This is a genomic window from Marinobacter sp., assembly GCF_039977835.1.
Taxonomy (GTDB): Bacteria; Pseudomonadota; Gammaproteobacteria; order Pseudomonadales; family Oleiphilaceae; genus Marinobacter.
On the sequence record NZ_JBDWCL010000060.1, the window covers coordinates 1 to 17,071 of the forward strand.

The 17,071-nt window shown below is 57.1% G+C and carries 13 protein-coding genes; 8 read left to right on the forward strand and 5 right to left on the reverse strand.

Going from position 1 to position 17,071, the window contains the following annotated elements:
* Positions 1-428: 428 nt before the first annotated feature.
* Positions 429-800: an integrase core domain-containing protein gene (locus ABJM11_RS22545; protein WP_407070008.1), complete on the forward strand. Its 372-nt coding sequence runs from the start codon at positions 429-431 to the stop codon at positions 798-800.
* A gap of 166 nt (positions 801-966) precedes the next feature.
* On the opposite strand, the gene ABJM11_RS16695 is transcribed toward ABJM11_RS22545, so the two are convergent.
* The gene (locus ABJM11_RS16695; protein ID WP_348293654.1) at positions 967-1,299 is read right to left on the reverse strand and encodes a tRNA-binding protein; all 333 of its coding nucleotides are present in this window, start codon (positions 1,297-1,299) and stop codon (positions 967-969) included.
* Positions 1,300-1,334: 35 nt separating this feature from the next.
* Positions 1,335-2,015: a glutathione S-transferase family protein gene (locus ABJM11_RS16700; RefSeq protein ID WP_348293656.1), complete on the reverse strand. Its 681-nt coding sequence runs from the start codon at positions 2,013-2,015 to the stop codon at positions 1,335-1,337.
* A gap of 98 nt (positions 2,016-2,113) precedes the next feature.
* Here ABJM11_RS16700 and ABJM11_RS16705 point away from each other — a divergent pair, with 98 nt between their 5' ends.
* The 6 genes from ABJM11_RS16705 (at position 2,114) to ABJM11_RS16730 (ending at position 11,255) form a co-directional block, all read left to right on the forward strand.
* Complete coding sequence (locus tag ABJM11_RS16705; RefSeq protein WP_348293658.1) at positions 2,114-2,353, forward strand: TIGR02647 family protein; 240 nt, start codon at positions 2,114-2,116, stop codon at positions 2,351-2,353.
* Between the two features lie 225 nt (positions 2,354-2,578).
* Positions 2,579-3,172 carry a PEP-CTERM sorting domain-containing protein gene (locus tag ABJM11_RS16710; protein ID WP_348293661.1) on the forward strand — a complete coding sequence of 198 codons (594 nt, stop codon included), beginning with the start codon at positions 2,579-2,581 and terminating at the stop codon, positions 3,170-3,172.
* Positions 3,173-3,512: 340 nt separating this feature from the next.
* Positions 3,513-4,850, forward strand: coding sequence for an alkane uptake protein AupA (gene aupA / locus ABJM11_RS16715; RefSeq protein WP_348293663.1), 1,338 nt, complete (start codon positions 3,513-3,515; stop codon positions 4,848-4,850).
* Between the two features lie 13 nt (positions 4,851-4,863).
* Positions 4,864-8,199, forward strand: a complete 3,336-nt coding sequence (locus ABJM11_RS16720; RefSeq protein WP_348293665.1) for an Ig-like domain-containing protein — start codon at positions 4,864-4,866, stop codon at positions 8,197-8,199.
* A 283-nt stretch (positions 8,200-8,482) separates the two neighbouring features.
* Positions 8,483-10,777, forward strand: coding sequence for a molybdopterin-dependent oxidoreductase (locus tag ABJM11_RS16725; RefSeq protein WP_348293667.1), 2,295 nt, complete (start codon positions 8,483-8,485; stop codon positions 10,775-10,777).
* Positions 10,778-10,796: 19 nt separating this feature from the next.
* Positions 10,797-11,255, forward strand: coding sequence for a DUF2489 domain-containing protein (locus ABJM11_RS16730; protein WP_348293669.1), 459 nt, complete (start codon positions 10,797-10,799; stop codon positions 11,253-11,255).
* Positions 11,256-11,565: 310 nt separating this feature from the next.
* On the opposite strand, the gene ABJM11_RS16735 is transcribed toward ABJM11_RS16730, so the two are convergent.
* From ABJM11_RS16735 to ABJM11_RS16745, 3 genes are all read right to left on the reverse strand, one after another.
* Positions 11,566-12,930, reverse strand: a complete 1,365-nt coding sequence (locus ABJM11_RS16735; protein ID WP_348293671.1) for an HDOD domain-containing protein — start codon at positions 12,928-12,930, stop codon at positions 11,566-11,568.
* A gap of 129 nt (positions 12,931-13,059) precedes the next feature.
* Positions 13,060-15,135, reverse strand: a complete 2,076-nt coding sequence (gene recG / locus ABJM11_RS16740; protein WP_348293673.1) for an ATP-dependent DNA helicase RecG — start codon at positions 15,133-15,135, stop codon at positions 13,060-13,062.
* A gap of 8 nt (positions 15,136-15,143) precedes the next feature.
* On the reverse strand, positions 15,144-16,103 hold the full coding sequence (locus tag ABJM11_RS16745) for a hydrogen peroxide-inducible genes activator (protein ID WP_348293675.1): 960 nt from the start codon (positions 16,101-16,103) through the stop codon (positions 15,144-15,146).
* A gap of 89 nt (positions 16,104-16,192) precedes the next feature.
* Here ABJM11_RS16745 and ABJM11_RS16750 point away from each other — a divergent pair, with 89 nt between their 5' ends.
* Positions 16,193-17,062, forward strand: a complete 870-nt coding sequence (locus ABJM11_RS16750; protein WP_348293677.1) for an NAD-dependent epimerase/dehydratase family protein — start codon at positions 16,193-16,195, stop codon at positions 17,060-17,062.
* Positions 17,063-17,071 lie beyond the last annotated feature (9 nt).

Here is a 17,071-nt window from a genome sequence, read left to right on the forward strand (position 1 = left end):
GGGATTGCTGGAGAGTGAAAGTACGCATGAGCCAAATGCACTGACTGGGTGAATGGATGTCAGGTGCCATTATATCGCTTAAGGCTCTGTTATTGCAGGCTTTAAGCGCAGTTTTAGCCGATTGAAGTCACTGATTCAGGAGTATATTCACAACGTTCACAGTCAAAAACTATGCGGCTATGCCTTCCAAAACATTTGGAAAAGAAAACCAAAAGCAAAGGGTAAACGAGACACGAGTAGATAATTACGCAAAATGCGAAGAAATTAAGCTGGGCCATGGACAACCTCTTATTAGCTCTTTTCCGAACTCAGTCATACTTGGGCAATCTCGGTCGCTTAACATGAGCCCAATCACTGCTTAAAGTTTCAGGCAGTACACAATTACGTAGACACTTACAACATGTATAATAGTAGCACATGTATATTCTATGGATAGCTCAAATAAACCAGGCGTCCTCAAGAAAGACAAAGGTTCGGAGGTCGTCGGCAAAGACACCTACCGCAGGACATATGGGCAGAAGACCAAACTCGATTTCTCACACCAGGGGGAGCCCACTGCCAATGCGACCCTGGAATCCTTGAGTAGGCGGCTACGACACGAGTGTCTGAACGCAAACGAGTTGTTGTCGCTGGCGGCCGCCCGAGAGAAGCTCGAAGCGTCGCGGACGCTCAATAACCAAGTTAGCCCCCACTCCGAATTGGAGTGGCCCACACCCTCTGACGACGCCAAAGAATATGCGGTTTATCCACTGAAACAGCACGCGTCGGAGCCAGATTTTTCCAAGTCTGAGTCGACCTAACACAGGGTCAGTAGGCCGTAGCAAAAAATTAACATCGCCGGAGGGCGGAAAGTATTTGTTTTAGGTATAGGGGCGGCTATGTTCACAACCACTAACTGCATACAGTGAATTTTCTTTATCTCACTGGGCATATGGGTGAAAGGTTAGCTCACTACTCACCCGATACTCAAATGAGCCGCTGCCCATTGCTCACCTTGTGATCGGCACTCACCAGTGTTATCGCACCTTCCTCCGTCTTGATCCCGGTGACCAGGCACTCCGACATGAAGGGGCCGATCTGTTTCGGCGGAAAGTTGGTCACGGCGAGCACCTGCCTGCCCACGAGCGACTCGGTGTCGTAAAGATCGGTGATCTGCGCACTGGATTTACGGACGCCAACCTCCGGACCAAAATCGACTTTCAGTTTGTAAGCCGGTCGGCGGGCTTCCGGAAATTCTGCCACTTCGATGATGGTGCCGATTCGCAGCTCTACGTTTTCAAAGTCTTCCCAACTGATCATGCCTGGTTTTTCCTCTGTTCGTTCAACACACGTCATTATTGTCGATGGTCTGCGAGCAGGGTTCCAACGGTGAACGCCACGTCCTCGTGGGCGGTATCCCGCCAGGGTTCTGCCAGCGCTTCCTCCTCCCACCGCTGCATGCTGCTCAATCCCAGAACCCTCTGCACATAGGCGGCAGGCTCATTGCTCAATTCCAGCCCGTAAGTACGTACCCGGAAGACCACGGGGGCGAAGAAGGCGTCCACGGCGGTAAAATGCTCGCCAGCCAGGAAGGGGCCACCAAACTGCTGCAGGCCATCGCGCCAGAGACTGTCAATTCGGTTGATATCCTTTTGCAGACTCTCGCTAATGGTATTCATGCGGATACGCAGGCCCACGTTCATGCTGCAGATATCCCGCAACAGCTGAAAGCCGGAGTGCATTTCAGCTGCAGCACAGCGGGCCCAGGTTCGAGCCCTGGCACTCGTGGGCCAGATACCATCATGGTGTTCGGCCAGATACTCTACGATTGCCAGGGAGTCCCAGACCATCGTGCCCTGGTCGACCAGGCAAGGAACCTTGCCACTCGGGCTTTGGCGCCGAAACGCCTGCCACGAGGATTCGTCCCCAAAGACGATCAGCTGTTCGGTGAATTCAATGCCCAGTTCCTTCATAAGGACCCAGGGCCGTAACGACCAGGACGAGTAATTCTTGTTGGCAATATGAAGGGTGTACATCCCTGTCTCCATCGCGGTGGTGTGGTGTTTGTTGCCGAATACTTTGGCTTCGTATACAACTAGTGTAAGTCCGTTAAAAATAACACAAGGAAAGCACTATGCCCTTCTCTTCCCACCACATTGATGAACTCAATCTGCTTGCCATGTTCGACCTGTCTTCCGCCCAGGAAGGCCTCAAGGTCCACCAGCACTCGGCAGCGCCGGAAATGGTTGCAGCCGCTGAGCGCCTTCACTCCAAGGGTTTGATCACGCAAAAGGACGGCGGATACCTGACAAGTCTTGGCAGTGAAACCGCCGAACACGCGCAAAGAGTGTTGTCGGTGCTGACCAGCCAGTAAACATTGAGGGCCAGAACCGACTATAAGCGAGTTCTCGGGTGTCTGATTAATTTACACTCGAGGCTCGACCACTTCCACTTAGCGAATGATTCAAAAAGATTTTTCAGTACTGGAACAGTACTTGCTGTTTCCTCATAACGACCTGGCGTGTACAGCCAACACCAGTCCCGGCCCCTGAATTTCGGGCGTGCTCCTTGCTTGGCTGCAAGATGGAGATCACAAACAATGGAACTCAGCAAGTTACTTAAGACCGCGTTTGTCACTACCGCTTTCATGATGGCCTCAGCGGCGTCACACGCATTGATACTGGAACCGGGCAACGCGGATTATGATGGCAATAATGTTGCTGGCCCGTATGGCCCCAGCAACTGTGAGCCTGACTGCATAAATGACCTGTTCGGAACGTCGTTCGTCGGCAACGACGCACTGCTGTACAAAAACGACTACGATGGTGGCGTCGAAGAGGGCAGTTTTACTGGCTCGTACAACATGAGCTGGTCCCTTGATGACGGTGAACCCTCAGGAGGCACATTATCCTGGGTGGTTGATACAGACTATATTGTGTGTGGTGAGTGCTACGTGGCCGTGAAGGATGGAAATATCGACCCTCGCTACTACTTCTACGATATCAGCGCTCTGTGGAATGGGCAGGAAGACCTTGTATTCAGCAACTTCTGGAGTAATGGCCCTGGCGCCATTTCCCATATATCTATATGGGGCGCCTCCGCAGTCGAGGTTCCGGAGCCAGGCACAATTGGACTTCTGGGCCTGGGATTGTTGGGTTTAGCCTATTCCCGGAAGCGCAAGGCAAACCAATAGCCCCGACGCTGTCAGAAATTTTTACGCTTTTAATAACCCCTCTCTGAGGGGTTATTTTTTTGCCTGCACCCAAAAACCCGCAACAGTTCACAACTCTCCGTAACAGAAAAAAACACTTTCCGGCCTGATAAGACTCTGTAATTCCGTCATTTTTAAACCATCTTTCACTGGCCAGTGGTCATTCCGACATCCAAAGCTGTCAAAAAAGCCAACGTCCCGATAAGACAAGAACACTACACTGCTTTTCGAACAAACGTACCAAGAACGGTAATCAGCCCTGACACCCACCACGGGTGCACGGCGAAGGTCAATAACAAGACAAATGAATGGAGTGTGTTTCATGGTCCCGACCTCCCGCTTTTCCCTGCGTGCGATGACACTCGCCGTGGCAGCCGCCTCTGCCGGCTTATCACTCAATGCCCACGCCAGCATGGGCAATCTGGGCACCACCTATGGCGTCATGCCGGTGGATGTTGCTACCGCCCAGTCTCTGTCGATGTTCAACGAACAGGTATCGGCTACCTATTACAACCCGTCCTACCTGACCAGCGACGAGCGCGGCGAACTCACTGGCGGCATACTCCACGCCGAGCAGGAGTTGCGGTCCAGCCGCTCTGATGCCGACGGCGATATCGTCTCGGATTCACCGAGCCAGCATGTGCTGATCGGCATGAAAACCAACCTTGCCTCCCTGACCCGTTTCAAGCATCCGATTTACCTGGGCTTTATTGCCGGTGTTGAGAAATATGGCAAAGAGATGCTGGCCTTCTCTTCCGAAACGTCTGAAACCGGTCAATATCTCCAGTACGGCAAGGAACCACTGTTTCTGAACATTGGCGGTGCCACCCCGCTCTGGCGCGGCATTTCGGGTGGGTTCTCAGTCCGGGTAACTCTGGAGGCGGCCGCGCAACTGGACGCCGTCTCCACGCTTGGCGGGGAAACCAGCCGCGAGCGCCTGGCAGTTAACGCAGAACCGTCCCTCAAATCCATTCTCGGCACCACCATCAAGTGGGGCGATACCTTCTGCCCGGAAAGCAACTGCTTCCTGGACGGATGGGAGTCTGCGCTGACGTACCGTACCAAGTCCTCTGCTTCCACGTCGGTTGACTCCAACATCATTGTCACCCAGACCATTCCGGATCCGGGCCTGAGTCTCGCGGTTGCCACCATTGATTCCTTCCAGCCGGAAACCATAGCGATTGGCACCCAGTACAAGGGCGATGGCTGGCGTGTCGGCGGCAGCATCGAGCAGCAGAACTGGTCGGAACTGGAAGACGAGTTCGCGCGCGACACCATCAAGGATCAGGAGAGTGTCAGCGCCGGGAACCGCATCGGCTTCGACGACATACTGGTTCCGCGCATAGGCGCCGAGTATCAGCTCAGCCGCAACTTCGCTCTACGAGGCGGCCTGGCCTACGAAGAATCTCCCCTTAAAACCACACGCAACCCAGAGCTGAACTATCTGGATACGGACAAGATTGTGGCGGGACTGGGCATCAGCGCTACCTACGAGCGCACCCGCCTGCTGGCCTACCCGGTGCGCCTGGATATTGGTTACCAGTACCAGCAGTTGCAGGAAAGGGATTTCACCATCGTTGACTTTGACGGCAACGAGCAGGAAGCAACCGCCGACGGTGATATTCATGTAATCAGCGGCTCCATCACCCTGAAGTTCTGAGGAGAGGTTTGCCATGAAATATAACAAAACACTGGCACTGATACCCGCAATGCTGCTTGCAGCCTGCGGGGGTGATAAACAGTCCGTTAACGAGCCCGCCACACCGGGTTCGGTTGTCTATTCCTACCCGGCTGACGGACAGAGCGAGGTCAGCCCGAAGGCCGACCTGGTGCTGCGGTTTTCCAATGCGCTCAGTGACAACGACCTGAACGGCAAAATACGCCTTACTGATGGCGATGAAGATATTGCGTTCTCAACGGAGAGCGTCGATCAGGGACGAAGCCTGAAGATCTCGCCGAACAAAAAACTTCGCCCTGGCACCGAATACACCATCGAGTTCAGCGACGATCTTGAGGCGGAAGGCAACCGACGTATCAGCACACCCAACGCCATTGGTGCCGAGGGCATCCAGTTCACCACACGTGGAGCCCTCAGCGGTATCGCTGCACTGGATAACCTCGACTCCAGATTCACCGTAACCGAGATGATTCCATCCCCGGGCAATACCTTCAAGCCAATGAACTTCTCCACCTTCCGGCTGCGTCTGACACAGGCAGTGCATCCCGAGTGGAAGGAGCGCGGCGGGGTTATCGAGCTCACAGACAGTGACGGTGAAGCCGTCCCGGCCACCGTGCTGGTCAATGGCCGCTACATCACCATCGATCCTTGCCTGGCCGAGAGCCCCGAACGTTGCGGCCGTGAAGACGACGTTCTGAACTCCGGTGAGACCTATACGGTTTCGGTCAGGAACTTACCAGGCATCAATGGCGATACACTGGCTGAGTTCAGTGAAGAAATAACCCCACGGGATACCAGTCCAACGGTTGTGCTCTTCCAGGAAGTCATCGATTCCGGGTTGAACGCCGGCCAGGACGACGACAGCGCCCGCCGCTCGCGTCTCAACGGCCAGATCATCAACGGCGTCACCCTGAACTCGGTTCTGCAAGGCATAGCCGGGCCTTCACAACAAACCGGCGGTCTGTTTGCAGAGCTGGCCTATGCGCCCGCTTTCGAAGCCGATGAGCCCCTGCCCCTGCGTGTTCCCAAAGGCAGTGTGCTGAACAGTACCAGCCTGGATGTGAAGATTAACGGTAGCGTGCCCGTCATTGACCCGGCCACCGGTGAGATGCAGCAGACCGGCAACATCAAGGTCACCATGCTGTCTGATGCAACCGGGTACCTGATGCCCAACCCGTACACCGATGACATGAACGCCCCGCGCCACGTCAAACTGTTCATGGACGTTTCCATGAACACGGAAGAGGCACAGCCAAACGCCTCCCTGTCACAGGACCTGCTCGGCGTGGAGCTTACCGGTATCGCCATCGTAGAAGACGGCGTGCTGACCATCGACGCCATCGGCATGGTTGAACCCAACCTTCTGGGCCAGGAATTCACCGACTCCACCATCGCCTTTCGCATCGAAGCAGCGACGGATTCCACATCCGCCCTCAACGCCGCAGACCAGCGCGATGAGGAACTGGCGGACACCACCGGCCCGCAACTGGTGAGCTGGATGCCGGGGCCCGAAGACGCCCTGCCCGATACCCGCCAGGATATGCAGCGCCCGGGCGACCCGGTAATACTGAACTTCGATGAGCCGCTGGCCGGCGCAACAATTGCCGAAGGCATCGTCCTGTATGAAGGTGGCACCCCGCTGACCACGGGCGAGGGTACACTCAAAGCCAAGCTGGACGGGACTGCCCTGGTGCTGAACCCAGAAGGCGGGCTGAAGCACGGAGTTAATTACACGGTGCAAATCAGCAATGCACTGACAGACCTGGCAGGCAATGGCACCATGCCTCAGGACCTGACCTTCGCCCTACCGGATGTAGGAGACGACTCAGTCCCCCAGAGGTCACCACTGGCACTGACCACCTACCCCGGCTACCCTTGTGTGACCACCGACGTCGACTTGAGTGCCGGCTCCCATGGCGTCTGTCAGGATGCGGTTAACACCTCCGGCGGAAACCTCGACTACCCGGCAGGCCAAACGCCAGACGAGTTACCCATTACCACGCTGCCAACAGACCGGCCGATCACCGTGGTCTTTTCCCAGTCCATGGATCTGAGCACCATAAACGCAGATACCGTCATCGTAGAGAAGGTTTCAGATCCCGCCACAACGGTGGGCGACGGCGAAATCGTTTTGGGGAGGCTCGAGAAGAGTAACCAGCGCATCCGCTTCTATCCGAACACTCCCTGGGAAGAAGGCACTCACTACCGGTACACGCTAGCCTCGTCCAGCTCCGGAACTTGTGATCCGGGTGCCATCTGCGGAGAAAACGGCCTTCCTCTGGAAACCAATCTTTTGGTAGATCCCACCGAGGCGCCCGGCGGCCCGTCCATGACCATTTACTTCAAGGGCGCACCTGCGAACCAGTCGGTGTTTACACCGCTGCGCAATCTGCCTATTCGCGACACCAACTCCAATTACGTGGTGGATTGCGGAACGCTGGGGGGCATTGACTGCCTGGAGCCATTTAAGCACGCAGATGATGGCGAGGGTGGCTTCCTGCCTTCGGCAAATGCTGCAAGGCTTGAGATTAACCCAGCACGAGACCCGAGAGTGCTTGGCAGCGACAACAGTGAAGCGCGTGTCGGTTGTCAAACAGCGGGGGCTGATTGCCCAGAGAAAAAGTTCATCTACCAGACCTACGGATTAAATACCGAAGTGATCGGCCCTGCAGTTGACCCAGAAACGGGCAAAGAGGGCGTGCGAGTACTTTTATATCCGACTCTGCTTGCGACCACCTCCATAGAGGTATATCTGGACGACGGGAACGGGCTGACCGACTTTCTTCTATCTCCCGAAGATCCACAAGTCACAGGGCCACAGATTCTACGCATGCGATACGCCAAGGACGACGCGGACTGCGAGGAAAACTGCACTCGAAACAGCTTGATTCGTGGAATCATTGTAGAGGGAGATGATGGCCGGCCAGTGTTCAAAACCGAGGCAGACCTGACGCTGGACGCACCCAATCTTGCATTGCCTTTGGGCGACGTTTTACGCCATAACCTCTTCAGCTATCCCTTCACGCTGAAACTGGAAGGCCCGATAAGCTTCTTTGATGACGGCCGAATGCAAATCGAACAACGCAACGTTGAGAGCCCGGAGATCAATGTTCTAGTCACCACGGAGAGCGAGGTATTGGACGGAGCCCTCGATCTGGGCACCTGCCTGATCGGCTTCCTTGGTTTTGACCTGGGAGCTTGCGAAGATTTGTTTAACCCACCCGCAGCGGACGAAGACGGCGCCGTCTTCATCCCCTTGGCAATCCCGGCAAATGGCCTGTACCTCAACTTCATCTCAAACCCAATCAAGGAAATCCCGGCAGAGTACTAACTTCAGGCTCCGCTACTTATGGCCAGCCTTCGGGCTGGCCTTTTTTGTGGCCTGACGAGCCAGAAAACCGGTTTCCCCCTCGTCTGAATTTCCTGCTAATCTGGTTGCCTGTTGAAACCAACTCCGAAGTCCGGGGCCAGGCGGGGACGGTGTTCCGAAACCGTGCGGAGCCATGGATGGCGGAGCCCGAGCGTACAGGGATGTATTTATAGCGTGTTTCGGAACACCGTCCCCGCTTGGCCATACTCAGATCAAGACAATAAAAACCTGTTTGGAGAGACCCATGGAAAACGGCACCCACTATCGCACCTGTCACCTGTGCGAAGCCATGTGCGGCGTAGCAATAGAGGTTAGGGACGGCCATATCGCCTCCATCAAGGGCGACGAAGACGATCCTTTAAGCCGTGGTCATATCTGCCCCAAAGCGATAGCGCTGCAGGATCTTCATGAAGACCCTGAACGGTTGCGTAAACCGGTACGCAAAACCGCCGAAGGCTGGCAGGAGATGGAGTGGGAGGAGGCCTTTGACCTGGTAGCAGAGCGCCTGCACAGTGTGCGCAAGAACCACGGCCGCAACAGCATTGGCGCATACCTGGGCAACCCCAACGTTCACAACCACGGTTCGCTGGTGGCAACAATGCCGTTCCTGCGGGCTTTGGGCACCCAGAACCGTTTTTCCGCTACCTCCAACGACCAGTTGCCCCATATGCTGGCGAGCCTGGAAATGTTCGGACACCAGGTCCTGTTTCCCATCCCCGATATTGACCGCACCGAACTGTTTATCTGCATTGGCGCCAACCCCATGGCTTCCAACGGCAGCCTGATGACAGTGCCTGACTTCCGCGGCCGGCTGAAAGCCCTGAAGGGCCGCGGCGGGAAAATGGTCGTGGTGGATCCGCGCCGCACTGAAACCGGCAAGCTGGCCGACGAGTTTCATTTTATTCGCCCCGGCACCGATGCACTGCTGCTGATGGCGATGGTGCACACCCTTTTCGAAGAAGACCTGGTAAATCTGGGCCACGCAGAACCGTTTACCAAGGATGTGGATCTGATACGGCTTGCTTCTCTCGGGTTCACACCGGAAGCGGTGACAGAACAGACTGGCATGCCGGCAGCCGATATCCGCAATCTCGTCCGCCAGCTGGCCACAACTCAACGAGCCGCCCTCTACACCCGCATGGGCACCAGCACCCAGGCCTTCGGCGGCGTCGCAACCTGGTTGGCTTACGTGCTGAATATCCTGACAGGAAAGCTGGACACTACCGGCGGCATGATGTTCACCCAGCCTGCAATTGATCTTATTGCGCTAGGAGGGATGGCCGGCCAGAAGGGACATTTTGCCAAGCGTTTCAGCCGGGTGAAGAAACTGCCCGAGTTTGGCGGGGAATACCCCTCCAGCACCATTGCCGATGAAATACTGACTCAGGGCGAAGGCCAGATCCGAGCATTCGTGACGGTGGCCGGTAACCCGGTACTGTCGAGCCCCAACGGCGGACGTCTTGACGAGGCCTTCAGCGGCCTGGACTTCATGGTTTCCGTGGATTACTACCTCAACGAAACCACTCGTCATGCGGATGTCATCCTACCACCGACTGCAGGCCTGGAACGCAGCCACTACGACCTGATTTTCAGCATGTTCGCCGTGCGTAATACCGCCAAGTACAGCCCCGCCCTGTTCGACGCCGGGAAAGATGCCCGCCACGACTGGCAGATTCTGCTGGAACTGGCCCATCGTCTTGAGAAAAAACGAAAAGGCGGGCAACTACCGATGCGGGCTGAAATGGGCTGGCGTGCGTTCAAGCAGATCGGGCCCGACCCGATACTCGACATGATGCTGCGTGCCGGCCCCTATGGTGCCGATATCGGCCGCGTCCGCGGGCTGGTTCAGCCAGCCATAGATCTGGTGATGGACATTCTCCCCGGGCGGCACCCGCTGCGCGGCCTGGCGAAGCTCAGCCCGTTGAACCGACACTGGCAGGACCTGCCCAAAGGGCTTTCGATCAGCACCCTGAAACAGCTGCCCAACGGCGTTGACCTCGGGCCGCTTAGCCCGTGTATGCCTGGCCGGCTGTTTACCCGCGATGGCAAGATAAATCTGGCCCCACGCCGCTATCTTCAGGACCTGGACCGTCTGCATGCGCTGCTGTCCGCCCCTTCCGCCGATGGCCTGAAGCTGATCGGGCGTCGGCATGTTCGCAGCAATAATTCCTGGATGCACAACAGTCAGCGGTTGGTAAAAGGCAAAGAGCGCTGTACCCTGATGATGCATCCTCAGGATGCCTCCCGTTGCGGGCTTCAGCCCGGTGATGCGGCCGAGGTTGCATCCTCTGCCGGCAAGATTGTTTTACCGGTGGAAATCACTGACGACATCATGGCCGGGGTGGTTTCCGTACCCCATGGCTGGGGCCACCATCGTGAAGGCACCCGCCAGTCAGTCGCGGTCGCACACGCCGGGGCCAGTATCAATGACGTCATCAGTGACCAGCTAACAGATCCGCTGGTAGGCACATCCGTACTTAATGGACAGACAGTGGATGTGAAAGTGTGGCGCTCGGAGCGCCCTCGCAAACGGGCCTGACCCCTGAACGGAGAAACCTATGCCCCCGTGGCTTCAATGGACACTGATTATTGCCGGCCTTCTGGCCATCGCCTTGCTGGTTGCGTTTATCCTTCGCCAGTCTCGTGCACTGCAGGAAGGGAGGAAACGACAGGCCAAAACCGAAACGTTCCAGAAGGAGCGCAGGAAAAGCATGGTGGAAAGTATTCGGGTGCTGGCAATGGCCGTGGAGGAGGACCAGGTGGAATACTCTGAGGCCTGCCTGCGCATCAAGGGGCTGCTGGATCACGTGGCTCCGGAATTGCTGGAACAGTCACCTTTCCGGATTTTTCAGGAAGTACATGATCGGATCCAGCACATGCCAACCCACCGGGCACGGCAGGAAACCGAGGGCAAATTTGTAGAGAAGATGGATCGGGAAAGACTTGCGGTTGAGAAAGAACACGCCGATGCCATTCGCCGTGCGGCGACAGCTATCCGCCACCACCCGTTTGGATAAACCGGTTCGAAATTGGCTCGGAGGAGCCAGGGATTCATTTTTGTAACTTTTTGTAAACGGATTTTGACTCATGAGGTATGATTAGCTTTACAAATCAACCTCTTCACGTTTTACAGATATATGACGCCCCGCTCATTCACCAAACCCCCAGCCGGCCAGCTTTTATTTCCTTCCATATTGGCTAAGTTAAATAGAGACCGTTGCCATTACCGACCCTGCAACGGTTCTGATTGTTATCTCCTGAACACGTTTGGTTTGATCTGCAACAAGCGGGTGAGCTTGCCGGCCTCAGGGCCGGCTTTTTTTGTGGTTACTGGTTCATCATCCCGGCCATGGCCATGATGCTGTCCTTGTTGTGAACGAGTTCATCGAACTGTTCCTCAACCCTCTGCGGATCAAGCCCGAGTGACTTATAGAATTCTGCAGTCACTGCCTCTCCCGCCCCGAGAGCAACACCACGGCGGGTCAGCAATTGCCGTCCCAGCCACAACAGTTTTGCGTAAACGGCATGGGGGCCCTCATAGTCCGGATTTTTCTGGTTGCGAATGGCAAGGCAGACTTCGTCCGGCATCCCCCAGTTCTGCATCAGCTCTGCCGCAATCTGCTCGCGGGTAACGCCCAGCAGGTAGTGCTCGATCAGCGATGAGTCCATATGGGGATTGGCTTCCAGGGCACGGCAAACCAGCTTGAAGTGGGGCGGAAACACCTGGGCCAATACCAGGTAACCGAAGTTATGGAGCAGTCCGGACAGGTAAGCCAGGCCGAAAACCGGGCGCTCACCGCGCGGCATCATACTGGCCAGGATGCCGGCTGACTGGGCTTGCCAGATAGCCTGCTGCCAGTAGTCCACGTAACCTTCGGGGTGATCCTGGGGTTGCTTCAGTGCACGCCCCAGGGAAAGTCCCATAGCCAGGTTCATTACCAGATCGAATCCCAGAATCCGCGACACGGCATCATGCACCGAGCGCACCTGCCCTGCAGCCGCGTAGAAAGACGACGATGCCCAGCTGACAACCTGGGCCGCCAGGCTGGGATCACTTTCCACAACGTCCACAAGATCGCCCATGACCGTATTGGGATTAACCCGCAGGTGAATGATCCGCTGGGCCGTTTCAGGCAGCGGAGGCAGTTCCAGTGTATCTTCCAGGCGCTGCTGGATGCGCAGGGTGGTAAATCGCCGGATAGCGGAATGTAACTGGTCGCGATCCCGTTCGGGGCTGTTCAGGTTTACAGCGATGGAGTCCGGCAACACCGTAAACGCCCGCCTGTCGGCGGCGGCGGTAATCGCCCTGAATTCATCGCCTGGCATAACCATGCAAAGGTTCTGCTCTCCCAGAACAAGGGCGACGTGGGCTTGCGCATCAACCCTGACGTCCACCACTGTGGGCCAGCCAGTCAGAGACGGCAACGCCGGCAGTTCAGTGAGCCCGGACCGCTCCCGCGCACGGGCCTGTTCACGACGCTTCATCACCCGCAGGTCCCGGCCCAGTTCTTTATTCAGGGCATTGATATCAAGCAGATCCCCCTGCCGACAGATGGCCTGGAGATTTCCCTGTTCGTCTGTGAGCAGCACCATGCGCAACAGTTCGTCATCTCTGGCCTGACTCACATCACGCAGGGAAACACCGGCGGCAGAATCGCCCAGTGCCTGCCGGACTACAACAGGTAGCTCCATAAGTCTCTCCCAAAATATTGACGGTACCGCTTGGGGCACATGAGTTATTGTGCAGTATAGGGTACAAACAACAACCCAACTTTGACGTCGGACTAGTTTCTGCCAGCTTCCGGCGCGAATCCGGCCCGGTTATACGTCGCCATAGCGAATTCGTTCACCCAGCCAGCGGCGAATCAGACCATTAACCACGGCCGGTTGTTTCATCAGGCCAGGCGCCATTTCCCGCACAGGCACAATCCAACCCTTGTCGCGCTCGAAATCCGCCAGGCGGAACTGCATCATGCCGGTCTGGCGCGTACCAAGCACTTCCCCTGGCCCCCGTATTTCCAGATCTTTCTCGGCAATCACGAAGCCGTCCTGACTTTCCCGGAGCGCCTGCAGTCGAGCCTTGCCATTCAGTGACAAAGGGGGGTGATACATCAGAACACAGAAGCTGGCCTCTTCACCCCGGCCAACCCTCCCACGCAACTGATGGAGCTGCGCCAGGCCCAGGCGCTCGGGGTTCTCGATAATAATCAGTGAGGCGTTGGGGACATCGACACCCACCTCAATCACTGTTGTGGCCACCAGAAGATCCAGCTCCCCGTTCTTGAACTGCTCCATCACCGCTGCTTTCTCGGCAGCCTTCATGCGGCCATGCACAAGTCCCAGTTTCAGGTCTGGCAGGCGTTCCGCCAGCTCCTGGGCAGTCACTTCCGCCGCCTGGCACTGCAACGCCTCGGATTCCTCGATCAGCGTGCATACCCAGTAGGCCTGACGACCTTCCCTGCAGGCTTTGCGGACACGATCAGTCACGTCATCACGGCGACTGTCGGGGATGGCGATGGTTTCAATGGGTTTGCGGCCGGGTGGCAACTCGTCAATCACCGATGTATCCAGGTCCGCGTATGCACTCATGGCCAGGGTGCGGGGAATGGGCGTTGCCGTCATAATCAGCTGATGTGGCACCAGGGTACCGCCGACACCCTTCTCCCGCAGAGCCAGGCGCTGATGCACCCCGAAGCGGTGCTGCTCGTCCACGATCACCAGCGCCAGCCGGCTGAAAACAACGTCTTCCTGAAACAATGCATGGGTGCCGATGACCACGGAGGCATTACCGCTACCAATGTCCTCCAGGGCGTCCCTGCGCGCCTTCCCCTTGATCTTCCCGGACAGCCATGCCACGGGGATATCGAGGGGCGCCAGCCAGCTTTGAAAGTTCTGGTAATGCTGTTCAGCCAGTATTTCTGTTGGCGCCATCAGGGCAACCTGTGCTCCGGCACCAATCGTTTGCAGCGCTGCCAGGGCGGCCACCACCGTTTTACCGGAACCCACATCGCCCTGAACCAGTCGCAACATGGGAACCGGCTGGCTCAGATCCTGGCGGATCTCGCTCATAACATGTTTCTGGGCACCTGTGAGCCTGAACGGAAGAAGTTCAAGAAAACGTTCCGGCAAATCACCGGTGGGTAGTAATGGCAAGGCTTCCCGCGCCTGAACCTGCTGGCGAACCTGCAGCAGGCTGAGCTGATGGGCGAGCAACTCTTCCATCACCAGGCGCTGCTGGGCCGGGTGCCGGCCTTCTACCAGCAAATGGACCGGGGCGCTGGCTGGGGGTGAATGCACCAGTTCTACCGCCTCGGTTATGCCGGGCAGTTGATAGTTTGCCAATAGCTCTGCTGGCAGCCATTCGCGGATCGGATAACGTTTCAGGTAACCCAGGGCCTGCTGGCACAGGCTCCGCACCCGTGGTTGCTGGATGCCTTCCGTCAGGGGATAGACCGGCGTCAGGGTTGCTTCGCCCCTGGCTGGCATAGGTGGAGGATTCACCTGATATTCCGGGTGATAGAACTCGTAACCGGCACGCCCTGGTCGTACCTCCCCAAAACAACGTACCCGCGCACCCTCTGTAAGCTGGTTCTTCTGCGCTGCGTTGAAATGGAAAAACCGCATGACCAGAAACCCGCTGTTATCTTTCAGGGTAACCTGCAGACTGCGTCGCCGCCCCATCACCAGGTCGGCCTTCATTACCTCGCCTTCCACCACCCCAACATCGCCGATACGAAGGTTCCCCATCGGAATAATACGGGTGCGATCCTCATACCGATGTGGCAGGTGGAACAACAGGTCCTGGAGCGACCGGATGCCCAGTTTTGCAAGCTTTTCCTCCAGGGCGCCACCAACGCCCTTCAGAGTGGTGACCGGGATGTCTTCCAGTGACGTCATATCCGGACTCAGGCGGTTGCAGCGGCGGCGGGGGTTTCAATCTTCGCTTTCTCGATGACACGGCACTGGCTGGCTGCCAGGGAAAGAACATCAATCGCCTTGGGACGGGGGAAAGTCACCCGCCAGGCCAGGGCAACCGTTCGGAAAGGCACCGGTGCCGCGAAAGGCCGTACCGCCAGGATGCTCTCGTCGTATTGCATTGCGGTCGCCGCGGAAAGTGGCAATACCGTGATGCCAAGGCCGGAAGCCACCATGTGGCGAATGGTTTCCAGGGAACTGCCCTCGGTAACCAGTGACGGCGCTTTGGCGCTCGGATTGCGGGTGACTGCATCCACCAGCGGAGGGCAGGACTCCAGCACCTGGTCACGGAAGCAGTGGCCAGGGCCAAGCAACAGCAGCTGCTCCTGGGCCAACTCTTCCGCCGTCAGGCTCTGCCGCTCGGTCAGCGGATGGTCGCCCGGCAGGAGCACCACAAAGGGCTCATCATACAACGGCAAAGTCACCACTTCGGGCTCTTCAAATGGAAGCGCGATGATTATGGCATCCAGTTCGGACTGGCGGAGTTTCTGGCGCAGGGTGGCGGTGTAGTTCTCCTCAATATACAGAGGCATATCCGGCGCTGCACGGCGCAACTCAGGCAAGAGGTGCGGAAACAGGTAGGGCCCGATGGTATAGATCGCGCCGACTTTCAGCGGTGCGTTAAGCTGATTCTTGCCATCCTGGGCCATGTCGCGGATAACCCCCACCTGGTCCAGAACCCGCTGCGACTGCTCAATAATCCGCTTGCCGGTTTCGGTAACGCGGATGCTGTTTTTGCTGCGTTCAAACAGGGGAATACCCAGCTCGTCTTCAAGCTTCTTGACCGCCACACTCAGGGTAGGCTGGCTGACATGGCAACGTTCGGCCGCGCGGCCAAAATGCCTTTCCCGTGCGAGGGTAACAACGTATCGTAACTCGGTGAGAGTCATGGTGGGCTCCGGTCATATCTCGTCCAGCTCAGGGGGCTGTGCAGCACCCTTTTAATTTATTAGCCAAAGCATAAGGATTGATATTGCCTATGGCAATCACTGAACACAAGCAAAGACCGCGCATACTGGTCGCCGGTTGCGGCAAACTCGGTGGCGCTATCGCAGAAACACTATCCCGCCACGCCGAGGTTTTTGGTGTACGACGCAATCCGGACAGGATTCCACAAGGGGTTCATGCCCTTGGCGCAGATCTGTTGGACCGCACACAGGTTGAATCAGTGATACCGGATAATCTCGACATCGTCATCTACTGCCTGACACCCTCCAGCTACGATGAGGAAGGCTACCGTAACGCCTACGTCCATGGCCTCGAGAATCTGGTCGCCGCGCTCGACTCAAAGCCCCTCAAGCGCCTTGTTTTTGTCAGCAGCAGCAGTGTCTATTCCCAGAACGACGACTCCTGGGTTGACGAGACAAGCCCCACGGAGCCGGCCCGGTTCAGCGGTCAGGCGGTTCTGGAAGGCGAACGGAGCGCACTGGACAGTGGCGCCCCGGCAACCGCTGTAAGATTCAGCGGCATTTACGGCCCTTCCCGTCAACAGTTTCTGGACGCGGTCATCAATGGCCGTATGGATCCGGCTTCCCCGGCCCCGTTCAGCAACCGGATACACGAAGCCGATGCCGTGGCGGTGGTATGCCACCTGGTTAACCGGGCGCTGGAAGGAAACCCCCTGGAGACGTGTTATCTCGCCAGCGATTGCGAACCGGTCAGATTGGACGAAGTGGTGGCGTGGGTACGTGAGCAGGTGCCGTGTGCAACGCCCGCCCCGGACGCTCGCAAAGGCGGCCGCGCAGGCAGCAAGCGTTGCAGTAACCGACGTTTGCTGGAGTCCGGGTTCGAATTTCGCTATCCGGATTTCCGGGCGGGGTACCGGGAAATGATTGCCCGGCACAAATAGAAAAGACGG